Raw genomic sequence first — 14,388 nt, 5'->3', positions numbered from 1 at the left:
TTATTGAGATCGCAATGATAAACGAAGGAAAGAAAAGAACCGGAGCCCGCCGCGGGGAATCGCGCAAGGGAAAGCGGCGGCTCCTCCCGCTTCTCTTTCTCCTTCTCGGCGCGGCGCTCTTCGCCTCCTGCGCCGCCCGGCGGGAGCATCCCAATGTGCTCCTTCTGGTGGTGGACACCCTCCGCGCCGACCGTCTCGGCTCCTACGGATACGGCCGCGAAACCACCCCCTCCCTGGACCGCCTCGCCGCCGAGTCGCTCCGTTTCGAGCGCGCCTACACCACCGCTCCCTGGACGCTCCCCGCCTTCGGCTCGATTCTCACCGGGCGCTACCCCTGGGAACACGGCGCAACCAACGACTACCTGGCGATCCGCCCCGACCTCCCGACCCTCGCCGCCGCTTTCCGCGAGGGAGGGTGGGCCACGGCCGCTTTCGTCTCTCACATTTACACATCAAGCGTTTACGGTTTCGACGCCGGCTTCGACCGCTTCGAGGAATTCCGCGTCACCCGAGACTACCGCTTCGACGAGGAGCGCGAACCGCGCGCGGAACGGGTGGCCGGCGAGGCGATCCGCTGGCTACGGGAGCGGGACGAAAGCCGCCCCTTCTTCCTGCTGGTCCACATTTTCGACCCGCACTGGACGTACGCCGCGCCGGAGCCTTACACCACGCTCTTCGATCCGGACTACAATGGCGACGTCGACGGCTCCTTCCGGTCGCTGAGCCGGTACTTTCCGGTCGATTCCTTGATGAACGATCGCGACCTCGAGCACGTGGAGGCGCTCTACGACGGCGAAGTTCGCTACGCCGATCTCTGGATCGGACGGCTGCTGGACGCGCTCCGGGAGACGGGGGATTGGGACAAAACCGTGGTGGTGCTCACCGGAGACCACGGCGAGGAGTTTCAGGAGCACCGCAGTTTCGGTCACTCCTTCACGTTTTACGACGAGGTGCTCCGCGTCCCCCTCCTCCTCCGGGATCCGGGCCGCCCCGGCGGCGGAACGGTGGAGCATCCGGTCAGCTTGGTCGATCTCTTCCCCACGCTCCTCCGCATCGCCGGGCTCCCCGCGCCGGAGGGGCTCGACGGACGCCCCCTCGACGAGGAGGGGGAGGGGAGGACGATTCTGGCCGGCACGACCCGCGAGGGCCGGTACGGCCGGGCCGCCCTCCGCGGCGAGAACAAACTCGTTTGGGACCGCGAGGGGACCCGCGTCTATGATCGCGCCGCCGATCCCGCGGAACGGGCGGGGCGCGCCGCATCGCCGGACGCCGGAGGGACCGCTCTCGCCGGACCGCCGACGGAGGAGAACGGAGGCGGCTGGACGATCCGGTGGGACGCGGGCGACGAACCGGTGGAAGGCGCGATCGATCCCTCCGGCGTCGTGATCGACATCCTCCCCCTCGGTCCGGCGTCCTTCCGAACCGAGGCTTCCGGCAACGGTCCCTTCCGATTCACCGCCCCCGCCGGCGTCGCCGGAGGGTTCCGCATGCGCGTCGTTCCCCCCGACGGCGCGGTCCGTTTCCTGCTCACCCGGGGCTCCCGGGAAGAAGGAACGCGGATCGCCGTCGGCCCCGAGGGATCCGCGCCGCCCGCCCCCCGTTTCGTTCTCGATCCCGCCGCCGCCCCCGAAGGCGCGCTCGATCCGCCCGGCCCGGAGGCCGCCGCCCGGTCCGATTTCCTGGTCGGCTGGACCCCCTCGCCCGGCGCGCCCCCCCCGGTCATCCGTCTCGAGGATGCGGAAAGAGAGCGACTCCGCGCCCTCGGCTATCTCGGCGGGTAGCCTCGCCCGAACCCCGCTTTCTCGTTTATCGACAACGTGTTACAAGAAAATATCTCCACGCGCTCCCGCGATTCCTTTCCCGCCTCCCCTTTCCTTCCCCCGAAAGAGAACCGTTTCGGTCCTTTTTAATCCGAAACCGCTAAGCATTACAACGCTTTAGGCCGATCCATCGGGTGAGGGTTTCTGCGGATACGGAGAGCTTCGGGAGGCCGTATGGGTCGAGTGTTTCTTTGTGTCCTGATCATGCTGTCGCTCCTTTCTCCGCTCGCCGCGGCGTCGGAGAGGACCGTGATCCTCCAGCCGGACGGCGCGGAGGGAGCGGACGCGTGGATCGCGAACATCGCCCCCTACCGAGCCACCGGAGTCGAGGACTCCCTCATCGTCGGTTTCACCGACGGGTCGCAGCCGGGTGAGATCGAGGAGATCCCGATCCAGATTTCCGCCGGTCAGAACGACTGGCGGGCGCTTCTCCGCTTCACCCTTCCGGAATTCCCCGGCGACGCGACGATCCTCTCCGCCGAACTCTCTCTTTATGCAAAAAACGTCTGGACCGTCGACGATCCCTATACGACTCCGATGCGGATCGGCGCGCGGCCGGCGCGAAATGAGTGGATCGAGGGGACCGCGGAGCGCTTCTCCGGAGTGAACTGGTTTTATCGTTTCCTCCCCTTCCTGTGGAACCAAACGGGCGGAGACTTCGGCGCCGTCGTCGACGACGCCCCGATCGACGGGTCCCCCGGCTGGATCAGCTGGTCCGTTCCGGAGTTGGTGGAGGAGTGGATCGCCGAGCCGGACTCCAACCTCGGCGTTTTCCTGAAGCGGGGAAGCGGGTCGGCGGCGATCGTCTCCTTCGCGGCGAGCGAGCACGCGGACGAGACTCTCCGTCCGCGGCTGACCATCGTGTATGAAAGCGCCGAGGGGGACACATTCCCCGCGGTGGAGGACGGCACGGCGGAGATCCAGCCGAAACGGATCTCCCCCGGGTCGACGGCGGAGATGACCGCCTATGCGGCGCTCCGTTTCGGCGGTCAGGGGATCGACACCGGCGTGAACCGCCTGTTCCTCCCCCTGCCCGAGGGATACGCCTCGCCCGCCCCGTCGGAGATCCTCTGGAACGGGGGGGCGGTCGGCTGGTCCGACGCGAGCGGCGTCGACACCCTCGCGGTCGCGCTCGACGAACCGGTCGCCGAGGACGGCCTGCTGGAGGTTCGTTTCACCGTCCAGGCGCCCGGCGTCGAGGACCCGGAGGGGGCGAGGCTGCCGGTGCTGGTGGACGATTCCCGGACCACCTCGCCGCCGAATGAGCTCCCGGAGGGGGACGCCGACGGCGCGCCGGGGAACGGCGACGACTGCCTCGTGACGGTGCTGCCGGGTGAAGCGATCCGCCTCCGGATCGACCCGAAGGACCCGATCGTCGACGCCGACTCTTCGCTTCTCTTCACCGCCATCGGCGAGGACGAGACGGGATACCTCTTCCCGATCGATCCGGACTGGCGGATCGAGGGAGATGTGGGGGCGATCGACGGGTCCGGCCTCTTCGACCCGGCGAAGGAGGGGACCGGCGAGGTGATCGCCGAGGCGGGCGCGGCGGCGGGCTCCACCTCGGTGAGCGTGACCCACGGGGCGATGGCCGCCCTTCTCGTCTCTCCGGCGGACACGGCGATCGCCGTCGACGACATGGTCCACTACCGCGCCTACGCCCTCGACGGAGACGGCAACCCCTGGGCGGTCACCGCCAAGTGGTCCGTTGAGCCGGAGATCGGCTCGATCTCTCTCACGGGCGTCTTCCTGCCGGCCGCGCCGGGCGAGGCGATCGTCATCGGTCTCGCCTCCGGCTTCCGGGACACGGCGACGGTGACCGTAGCGCCGAGCCTCCCCTCGCGGATCGAGATCGATCCGCCCGAGGCGGACGCGACCACCGACACGACCATTCTCTTCACCGCGCGCGTCTTCGACTCGGGCGGCGCCGAGATCGACACGACGCCGGTCTGGCGCGTTTCCGGCGGCATCGGATCGATCGATCCCTCCGGATTCTTCGACGCCGCCGCCCCCGGCGAAGGGTGGGTCGTCGCCTCCGTCGGCCCGGCGTCGGACAGCGCGCGCATCGACCTCTCCGTCGGCCGACTCGACTCCCTCGCCGCCCTCCCGGCGGATACCGTTCTCACCGCCGACGAGAGCCTCCTCCTCGCCGCCGTCGGCTGGGACGCGGACCGAAACCCCTTCGACCCCGGCGCGGCCTGGTCCGAACCGACCGGCCTCGGCGCCGTCGACGGGGAAGGCCTCTTCCATCCCCGGGAAACCGGCGAGGCTCTCCTGGTCGCCTCCGCCTCGGGGCTGGCGGACACCGCGCGCGTCCTCATCGTCCCCGGCGCCCTCGCCTCCCTGGATGTGGTCCCTTTCACCGCGACCCTCCACACCGAACAGTCCCTCGACTTCACCGCCGTGGCCCGTGACGGCGACGGCAACGTGATCGACGACCCCGGCGACCCGGTCTGGAGCGGCGCGTCCCGAATCGGATCCCTCGATCCGTCGACGGGGCATTTCGAGCCCGACCGCCCCGGCACGGACACGGCGAGGGTCGCGCTCGGCGCCGTGACGGGCGAGAGCGGCCCCATCACCGTCACCGCCGGCCCGACGCGATCGCTGATTCTCGATCCTTCGTCCCTCACGGTCTTCGCGGGCGAAGAGATATCCTTCACGGCTCATACTTACGACGGCGAAGGGAACCCGACGACCGGCCCGATCGCCTGGACGGTGATCGGCGGCGTCGGCTCCGTCGACGGCGTAGGGCTCTTCCGCGCGGAGAGCGCCGGCGAGGGTGCGGTGGCCGCCTCAGCGGGAAGCGCGGCCGACACCGCGGCGGTGACCGTTTTCGACGATCTGGGCCTCGTCGTCGACGCGGTGCTGGAATCCCGTGAGCGAGCGACCCGCGGAGAGAGCGGTCTCCCGGTGGCGCTCGCCGTCACCAACCGGACCGGCGACACGCTCCTCGATCTCGAGGGGGCGCTCGCCTTCGCCTCCGGCGGCGAGGACCGAAGCGGCGATTACACCGTGACGCCGATCCCCTTCGACGGCCCGCTCGCGGACGGGGAGTCGGACACGCTTCTGTTCCTGGTGGACGTGGCGGAGAACGCGGTCGCCGGGATCCCGATCGCCGTGGACGGGTCCGCGTCGGCCGCCCTCGCCGCCGGGGGAGACGCGGTGGCGGCGCTCCACGCGTCGGCCGTCGGCGGGTGGACCGTCACCGGCCCGCCCGTGCTGGTCGACCTGGCCGGCACGCTTCGGCCGAACCGCGCGGTGGCGGGGAACGACGCGGCGTTTTCCGTCGCCCTCCGGAACGACGGCGCCGCCTCCCTCCTGCTCCGGAGCGGCACGCGATTCACCTTCACCGACGGCGCCGCGTCCTACGAGGCGTTCCTCTCCGCCGACCTCTCCCTCGAAGGAGACGGGGGATCCGGCATCGCCCTCTTCGACCCCAGCGGCATCCCGGCCGGTTTCGACCCGGGCGATTACGAGATCCTCTTCCAAACCGACGGCGTCGACGGAAACGGCGCCCCCTTCGACAAGCTCGTGAGCGCCTCGGCCAACCTGCTCCTCCTTCTCCCTCCCTACGTGGAGGCGACGGCGCCCCCATTGGAGGGGGTCGTGGTCCACCCCGGCGCGAAGAACGTTCCCCTCCTCCGCGTCGATCTGGCGAACCTTTACCTCTCAGAGAAAAACCTCTCCTCCATCCGCCTCGCCGACTCCGGCGCGGGGGCCGGGTCGATCGCCGCCCGAGATCTCCTCTGGGACCGGATCGTGCTCCGTGAAGACGCGGACCGGGACGGCGCGGCCGATCCCACCGATCCCGTCCTCGGCGAGGGAACGCTTTCCGGAGGCGCGCTCCTTCTCGATGGGCTCGAACTCGCCGTACCCGCGGGGGACACCGTCTCCCTTCTCGTGACCGGGAACCTCTCCCTCCTCCAGGCGCCGGACGGCGAGGAGCTGGATCTCGCCGTGGAGGGCGCTTCCGATCTCGTCTTCGCGGAAGGCGCCACCCCGGCGGGCGCGTTCCCCCTCGACTCGCCGGGCGCCCACTTCGTCGACGGACTGGTCGCCGGGCAGCTCGATCCTCGGGGCGATTTCCCGCCCAGCCTCCCCGCGGGATCGGAGGATTCCCTCGTCCTCTCCATCCGAATCCCCTCGAACGGTTACGCCGTCGACGAACTCCGCGCGCTCACGGTGCGCAACCTGGGAGACGCGGAAGCGGGAACGGACCTCGCGGGACTCCGGATCTGGCGGGACGGCGGCAACGGGTTCTACGACCGCGGGGAAGAGGACGACACGGATCTCGGCGCGCTTTACTGGATCGGCGACGGATGGTCCCGATCCGGCCTGGCGCAACAGGTCCCCGCCGGCGGCTTCCGGCTCTTCGTGTCGGCGAGCGTGACGGATAATCCCGTCGACGGGCGCACGGTCCTGCTCGGCGTGCCGATGGACGGCGTCATTCTCGCATCCGCCAACGACGGGCCGGTGGACACCACCGCGCTCTGCCCGGAACTGCGCGTGCTGGGCGGCGCGGAGCGGGTGGTGCTGACCGATCCCGAACGCGGCTCCGGCGGCCCGGTGCTCCCCGGCGAGGAGAACCGGGAGATGCTCTCCTTCCGGCTCTCCAATGTGTACGCCGACACGGTCCGCCTCGAAAGGCTCTTCGTCGCCAACCGGAGCGGCGGCCCGAACCCGGACGAGGCGACGCCGAGGGTTTATCTGTTCGGTCCATCCGGCGCCGGAAAGGACGTAAGCCCGGCGTTCGATCCGATCGCGTCCGCCCCCTTCCTGGACGGCGTCGCCGAGCTGGAGGGCTTCACGGCGCTCATCCCGCCCGGCGAGGACCCGCTCTTCCGCCTCTCCGTCGACGTGGGCCTCCTCTGCGCCTCCGACGGCGACACGGTCCGGATCGCGATCGAATCGGCGGCCGCATTCGGCTTCCTCGGGGAGAGGAGCCTCTCCGGCGCCTTCCCCCTCCTCTCCGCGGAACCGGTGGTGGACGGGATGGCGGCGGCGCAGATCCGCGTCCTCCCGGCCGGCGGCGGCGCCATCGCCCCCTTCGAGACGGGATGCCTCGCCTTCTCCTTCGTCGTCCCCCCGAACGGATGCCGCCCGGACACGCTGGAGGGCGTGCGGATCGCCCGTCAGGGGACGGCGGACGCGGTCGACATCTCCCGTCTGGTCCTCTCCGGGGGCGCCGCGGACGAGGTGATCGGCGAACTGGTCTGGAACGGATCGGTCTGGGCGCGCGAGGGGATCGGCCTCCCCGTCGAAGCGCCGGGGGAGACGTTGCGCGTTCGCGTGGACGCCTCCGCCGACGCGCGTGAGGGACGGACGGTGCTGCTCGCCCTTCCCGAAAACGGTCTCACGCTCCGCTCCGGCAACGACGGACCGGTGGACGACCCGGTCCCCTCGGCGTCTCTGTTTTACATATCAACCTCTCCCGTCTTCGCCGACATCCGGTTCTCCGCGGACCGCGCGAGCGTGGGGCAAACCTTGGAGGTGGAGATGGCGGTGGAGAACGTGACCGCTCAAGACCCGCGCATCTTCCTGGACGTGGAGCCCGTCGGTTTCGCCCCCCTCGGTCCGGAGGCGATCATCCTCTCCGGCCCCTCGCCCGCCTCGGTGGAGAGCCTCGCGGCCGGCGGAGAGGCGCTCTTCACCTGGACGGTGCGCGCCGAAAGCACGGGCTCTGCCTGGTTCAGCGGCGAGGCGAGGGCGGTGGAAACCGGCGGGGATACGGTCCGCGCCCTGCCGACGATCTCCCCGACGCTCACTGTGGAGGCGGTCCCCTCGGGTGTCACCGTCCAGGCAACGGCGACCCTCCCCGGATCGGTGGCCCGCGGCGAGACCGGCGTGTCGCTCTTTCTCCTCACCCTTTCCCACGACGACGGGGCGTCGAGCGACGCCGCTCCGATCCGGATCGACACGGTGCGCGTCGCACTCGCCGGCGAGACGGGCGCTCCGCTCGATCCGGCCCTCCTCTTGGACGCCCTTTCGGCGGAGCGAAGCGGGCGGCCCATCGGCCGCGTCGAAGCGCCGGAGTTCGGCGCCGCCGAGGCGGCGATCCCCCTCGACGAACCGATACTCCTCGAGCCGGGCGATGAAGCGACGCTCGGCCTCTCCATCGACCTCCACGGCGATCCGGGCGCGGCCGCGCTCCGCGCGATCCTCGCCGGCGCCGGTTCGCTCGCCGCCCGAGACGCCAACTCGAACGCGCCGGTCCCGGTGGGGGGCGGCTTCCCCTTCGCGACCGGCTTGGCAGAGGTGGTCATCCCGCCGGACAGCCTGGTCGTGGAAGTGACGGAAGGCCCGCCCCCGCGGGTGAACCGGGGCGCCCGCTCGGCCCGGATCCTCCGCTGCGTGGTGGAAAGCCGCGGCGTCACCGGCGTCACCGCCGACGTGGTCCTCTCGGCGATTCACATCGGCCTGTCCGACGGCCTCTTCCCCTATGAAAGCGCGCGGATCACCGGACCGGGGATCACCCATTTCGACGGCGACGGTTGGATCGTGCGGGACGGCGAGGCGGTCTTCTCCCTGGATCCGCAACTCACCGTACCGCCGAACAACCCGATCGAGATCCTCATCGCCGGCGACGTGGACTCCTTCGCGCCGCTCGGCCCCTTCCGCCTCGGCGTGGCGGAGAGCACCTTCGTCGATCCCAAGCCGGCCGCCGACGGGGGAACCGTGGAGGTGGTGCTCCGCCTCACCGGGCCGATGGAGTCGGAGGTTTCGGTGCGAACCGACTCCATCGCCGCGCTCGTCGAGACGCCCCCGGACTCCTCCGTCGCCAGGCCCGGCGACAGGGACCGCGAGGTGCTCCACATCCATTTCATTCATGAAGGGGATTCGACGCGCGCCGCGGTCCGCCTCGACGGGGTGCGGATCCGGCTGGAGAACGAGGCGGGCGACTCGACGGAGATCCGGTCGCTGGTGGAGAGACTCCGGGTCCGCGAGGGGGACCGCTCCCTCGCTTCGGCCGCGCCGGTGCAGGAAGGGGCGGCGTCGCTGGCGCTCCCCTTCTCCGAAACGTTGACCGTCGAACCGGGCGGCTCGGCGCTCATCCGCGTCCAGGCGGATCTGAAGGCGGACGCCCCGCCCGGCGGCTATCGCTTCGTCCTTCCCGCGACCGCGGTGGCCGCCGCGGACGAGAACGAGTCGACTCCCGTGGCCGTTCACTTCCTCGGCGATGACCCGACGGCGGCCCGCTCCCCACTCCTCTCGGTAAGGAAGACGAGCGATCGGGTGGAGACGTGGATCGACCTGACCCTTCCCGCCGTGGCCATTCCCGGCGCGCTCGTCGCCGGCGCGGGATCGCTCCGCCTTCTCCCCTCCGGCGGCGAGGAGACGGCGGCGGCGCACCTCGCCGAGTTCTCCCTGCGATTCGAGGGACCGGGAGGCTCGACGATCGCCCCCGCGGAAGCGGTGCGGGGCGCCTCCTCGGGACCGGCGAAAGGGGCGGAACCGGTGGAGGCGATCCTCGCCCCGGATCGCCTGCGCTTTCTTTTCGACCCGGCGCTCACCCTGGCGCCCGCGGAGACCCTCACGCTCGCGATCGACTTGGAAACGGCGGAAAGCCCCACGGTCTCCTCCTTTCGCGTCCGTCTTCCGCTGGAGGAGATCCTCCTCGAGGAGCAAGGACCGCTCGTGGACCGGGCGAACGGGGACGGCGGCGCGAACCCCTCCTCATGGACTCACCTCGCGGAGAAAGGCTTCCGGGAGAGCCTGCGCAGCTATCCGAATCCCTTTACCCCGGCCGACGGCGCCGCGGTCTTCGCCTTCTACGCCGGCGCCGCGGGGCGGGCGTCGATCCGCATCTACACCGGTCTCGGCGCGCCGGTCCGAACGTTGGAAAAGAGGGTGACGGAGGCGGGGCTCGTCGAGATCGAATGGGACGGACGGAACGGCAAGGGGGACCGCGTGCTGAGCGGCGGCTACCTCGCCTCGGTGGAGATCGTCTACGACGGAGGAGGGAGAGATCATGCGATCCACAAGATCGCTGTTCTCAATTAGCGCGGAACGGGCCGTCCGGCGCGGCGCGCTCTTCCTCGCGGCGTGGGCCACGGCGTGGGCCACCGCTCCTTCGGCGTACGCCGAGGAGAGCGGCGGCACCGAGTCTCCCTTCGCCTTCGGCGCCGGCGCGCGCGCCCTCGCCCTGGGAGGCGCCTACGTCGCCCTCGCAGAGGGTCCGGCCGGCGTGACCTGGAACCCGGCGGGAATGGCCGGGGCGAAGCGCAAAGAGATGACTTTCTTTTACACCTCGCCTTTCGTCGAAGGAAACCGCTACGCCTTCTTCGGCTACGTACACCCCTTCCTCGACCGAGGAACCGTCTCCTTCGCGAACCTCCGTTACGGCATGGACGATATCCGCCGCTTCGACGCCGGCGGCGCCGAGGACGGGGTCTTCACGGACCGCCAGAACGAGTGGATTCTCGCTTACGCGCTCCCGCCCCTCGGTCCGGTCCGGATCGGCGCGAACCTGAAAGCGGAGACCCACGCGTTGGACGGGCGTTCCGCCACCTCCTTCGGCGCGGACCTGGGGATCCAGGTGGGCGCCGACGACGGCGATCGGAGCCTCTTCTCGAGGCGGAACCTCCGCTTCGGCCTCGCGATCCGGAACGTTCTCGAACCGACCCTCGCGATGGCGGACGGCGAGGACCGCCTCCCCCGTCTCCTCCGCGCGGGCGCCGCCCTCCGCGTTCCACTCGCCGGAGGCGACCGCGGCGAGGCGCTCCTACTCGCCGGGCTCGATCAGGGGAAGGAGAGCGGCGGGAGAGCGCGCTTCGGCGTCGAGTACCGCCTCCCCGGCGGGATCGCCTTCCGAGGCGGCGCCGACGGCGAGGAGTGGGCCGCCGGTCTCGGCCTCTCTTTCCACGCCGGCCGCTTTGATTACGCCTTCGCCTCCCGGGAGCTGGGGGACGCGCACCGCTTCGGCGTCACTCTCTCCTTCGGCGCGCCTCTGGACACGCTTCGGGAACGCCGCCGAGCCGAGGAGGAGGAGAGGCTCGCGCGTCGGACCGGCGAGGAGTTGGAGAGGAAGGAGCGGGAACAGATCGACGCGGACGTCCTCGATGCGGAAAAGCTTCTGAAGGCGGGGGACTTCATCGGCGCGGAGGCGCGCTTCGAGAGGGCGCTGCTCTGGGACGACGCCGATGAGAGAGCGCTCGCCGGTCTCGGGAGGGCCCGCACCGAACGGCATGTGGCGGACGGGGACGCCCGCCTCGCCGAGGGGAATCTGCTCGAGGCGGTGGCGGCGTACCGGGCGGCGCTCGCGGTTTCTCCGGAGGACGAAAGGGCGGCGCGGCGACTCGCCGAGACGACGGACCGGTTGAACCGGAGCGCCGAGCGAAGTCGCGAGGTAAGCGAGCACTTGACCCGGGGCGTGGAATACCTCGCCCTCTCCGACCTGCTCCGCGCCCGGGACGAGTTCGACGCGGCGATCGAAATCGCGCCGGACAACCCGGACGCGAGTTCCTACCGGGTGAGGACCGATTCGCTCATCGCGCTTCGTATCGACGATCTGGTGGAAGAGGCGGCCTGGTTCCGCGACCGGGGGAGGCCGGAAACGGCGAAGGATCGCTACCGGGAAGCGCTCGCCCTCCGACCGGATCGCGACGATCTCGTCCGGGAAATCGCCCGCCTCGAGGCGCCCGCCGCGGAACCGGAGACGGCGGGGGAGGGCGGCGCGGCGACCGCGACCGAAGCGGCGCCGGAAAGACGGCGCGAGCCGACGCCGGAGGAACGCGAAGAAGCGGGGCGGATGTACCGATCCGGCGTGGACGCCCTCGGCGACGAGCGTTACGACGAGGCGGTCCGCTATTTCCAATTCGTTTACGGGCTGGCGCCCGACTACGAAAACGTCCGCTCTTACCTGAAACAGGCCCATCTTTTCCTCGGCATGGACCGATACACGGAAGGGGACATGAGCGAGGCGATCCGGGAGTGGGAACGCATTCTCGAGATCGATCCGGAGGACGAGAAGGCGCTCTCCTACGTCCGGAGGGCGCGATTGGAGATCCGCAAGGCGAAGGCGCTATCGGGAGGCTAGCGGGAAGGTGCGACGCGAAACGGTTGCGAAACGAACGATTCCGCTCCGCTGGGTGTTCGCCGGATCGGTGATGGTGCTGATCACGGCGCTCACACTCGGCACGGCGCGGATCATCATCGAACGCGAGAAGGGGGTGCTCGAGGAGGAGACCCTCCGCCGCCTCCTCGCCCAGGGTAGGAACCTCTCCGCGACGAGCGCGACGGCGCTCCTCGACGAGTTTCCCGAGTTCGTCCTCCACCCGGCCATCAAGGATCTGCTCGAGGAGAACCGGGAGCTTTCCTACGCGGTGGTGGTGGACCGCAACGGCCGCATCCGCGGCGATCGGGACCTGCGCCGCGTGGACCTCCCCTTCGAGGACCGCCCCGACTTCCGGCCGCTCACGGCGGGACTCGGCCGCGGAGCGGGCGAACGGTTCCGCGCCGACGACCGGATCCTCGAGGTGACCGTTCCGGTCCGCTACCGGGACGGAAGCGAACTGGGCGCGGTCCATCTCGGCCTGGAGCGGGAGCACCTGGCCGCCGTTCTCCGGGAGGCGCAGAGAAGCACCTTGGCGGTCCTTCTCGGAACGCTCAGCGTCGGCCTCGTCTTCGCCCTCTTCCTCGCCTCGCGGGTCGTCCGTCCGATCCAGCAGCTCACCCGCGGCACCGAGGAGATCGGCCGCGGCAACTTGGACTACAAAATCGTCGTGAAGAGCCGGAACGAGGTGGGGGTCCTCGCGCGCACCTTCAACGAGATGACCGGGCGGCTCCGGGAGGCGCAGCGGGATCTGGTCGAGAAGGAGCGGCTCGGCCGGGAGCTGGAGATCGCCCACGAGATCGAGGAGAAACTCCTCCCCCGCCCGAACCTGGGCATTCCGGGATACGACGTGGCCGGATTCCATCAGTCCGCCCGCACCGTGGGCGGGGATTACTGGGACCTGATCCCGATCGACGACGAGCGCGTGGGAATCACCGTGGCGGACGTGGCGGGAAAGGGAATCCCGGGGCTGGTGGTGATGGCGATGACCAGCGCGCTCCTCCGCACCCACGCGAGGAGGCACGACTCGCCGGCGGCGATGCTCGCCGAACTGAACCGGATGCTCCGGCCGAATCTGCGCCGGGGAATGTTCATCACCATGTTCTACGGCGTGCTCCACATCCCCACCGGCCGTTTCGTCTTCGCAAGCGCCGGGCACAATCCACTCCTCCATTTCCGGCGCCGGGGGGGCCTCGGCGATCCGTTGGGGACGGAGGGGATCCCGCTCGGCCTTTTCGGCGACGACCGTTTCGACGAGCGAATCCGGGACGACGCCTTCACGCTCGATCCGGATGACGGTTTCGTCCAGTACACCGACGGCGTGAACGAGGCGACGAACCCGCGGAAAGAAGAGTTCGGCACGGAGAGGCTCCTCGCGTCGCTCGCCGGCGTGGAGGAGCGGACCGCCCAGGAAACGGTGGACCGGCTGGTCGGCGCGGTGCGCGCCTTCACCGGCGACGAACCGCCCAGCGACGACATCACCGTTCTCTGCATCCGGCGCGCGGCGGCGGTCCCGGCCGCGGTGGACGCGTAAAGGGGGAGGCGATGGGGACCGATAACCGGAAAGGAGAGCCGATGAGCAACGCCACCGAAGCCACCTGCCGGGACGCGGTCCTGCCCGAGGCGGACCGTTACCCCTTCCCGCCGAGACAGGACGGCGGCTGGTTCCGCCTGGAGATCCCCGCGCGAATCGACGCGGTGGGGCCGCTCTGCGCGTTTCTCACGCTTCTGGCGGAACGGCGCGGCCTGTCTCCGGACGAGATCCACCGCGTGGAGATCGCCGCGTACGAAACCTGTCTCAACATCATCGAGCACGCCTACCACTTCGACGGCTCGGCCCGGATCACCGTGCGTGCGCGGATGGACCGGGAACGGGCGGTTCTCTCCTTCACCGACCACGGCGAGGGCGTGGATCCGGAGAGGATCCCGCCGCCGGATATAAACGATCCGCTGATCCGGCTCCGCGGGCGCGGCTTCGGAATCCAGATCATCCGCCGCTCCATGGACCTGGTCCGCTATCGGAGAACGCCTCGAGGGGAAAACAATCTTCTACTCATCAAATATTTTGACCGAGACCGCCCGCGGCGAAACGGGCCGGGCGGCCGGCTCGGGGGGGACGTGGCATGAACCCGGAACAGACGAACTTTCGGCTCACCGCGGAGACCGTTCACCGGGACCCGCCGGTGACCCGCCTCGTCCTCCAGGGCCGCTTCGACGCGGAAGGGCTTCCGGAGGCGATCGCGGCGATCGACGGCGCCCGGGCGGAGGGGACGACCCGCTTCCTCGTGGATCTGGGCGGGCTCTCTTTCATCGGCTCCGCGGGGATCGGCATCTTTCTCTCCCTGGTGGAGGAGATGCGCGGCGAGGGGGGCGTGGTCTTCCTGCGCGTCCCCGCTCCGGTGCTCCGCATCTTCGACGTGCTGAACGTGACCGAGTTCCTCGAAATCGGTGACAACGACGCGGACGCGCTCGAGCGCCTGACGGCGGCCGAGACCGCCGGCGGGATCTGAGGAGGAA

6 protein-coding genes are annotated in these 14,388 nt (G+C 70.0%); all 6 read left to right on the top strand.

Annotation, left to right across the window (positions count from 1 at the left end; genetic code table 11):
• Window positions 1-14 precede the first annotated feature (14 nt).
• The 6 genes from JW958_03300 to JW958_03275 all read left to right on the top strand — a co-directional run bounded on the left by JW958_03300 (window position 15) and on the right by JW958_03275 (window position 14,381).
• A complete protein-coding gene (locus tag JW958_03300; GenBank protein MBN1825267.1) occupies window positions 15-1,781 on the top strand; it encodes a sulfatase-like hydrolase/transferase in 1,767 nt (588 codons plus the stop codon).
• A 213-nt stretch (window positions 1,782-1,994) separates the two neighbouring features.
• Window positions 1,995-9,821 carry a DNRLRE domain-containing protein gene (locus JW958_03295; GenBank protein ID MBN1825266.1) on the top strand — a complete coding sequence of 2,609 codons (7,827 nt, stop codon included), beginning with the start codon at window positions 1,995-1,997 and terminating at the stop codon, window positions 9,819-9,821.
• Window positions 9,790-11,856 (top strand): hypothetical protein, encoded by a 2,067-nt coding sequence (locus JW958_03290; protein MBN1825265.1) that lies wholly within the window; start codon window positions 9,790-9,792, stop codon window positions 11,854-11,856. Before JW958_03295 ends, JW958_03290 begins: the two co-directional genes overlap by 32 nt.
• Before the next feature lie 7 nt (window positions 11,857-11,863).
• The gene (locus JW958_03285) at window positions 11,864-13,405 is read left to right on the top strand and encodes a SpoIIE family protein phosphatase (GenBank protein ID MBN1825264.1); all 1,542 of its coding nucleotides are present in this window, start codon (window positions 11,864-11,866) and stop codon (window positions 13,403-13,405) included.
• Between the two features lie 41 nt (window positions 13,406-13,446).
• Window positions 13,447-13,998 (top strand): ATP-binding protein, encoded by a 552-nt coding sequence (locus JW958_03280; protein MBN1825263.1) that lies wholly within the window; start codon window positions 13,447-13,449, stop codon window positions 13,996-13,998.
• Window positions 13,995-14,381 (top strand): STAS domain-containing protein, encoded by a 387-nt coding sequence (locus tag JW958_03275; GenBank protein ID MBN1825262.1) that lies wholly within the window; start codon window positions 13,995-13,997, stop codon window positions 14,379-14,381. The genes JW958_03280 and JW958_03275 overlap by 4 nt, the downstream gene beginning before the upstream one ends.
• The last annotated feature ends 7 nt before the right edge of the window (window positions 14,382-14,388 follow it).

It is taken from the genome of Candidatus Eisenbacteria bacterium, assembly GCA_016930695.1.
Lineage (GTDB): Bacteria > Orphanbacterota > Orphanbacteria > Orphanbacterales > Orphanbacteraceae > JAFGGD01.
The sequence above is the reverse complement of the archived record's forward strand: the minus strand, read 5'-3'. Positions and strand labels throughout refer to the sequence as shown.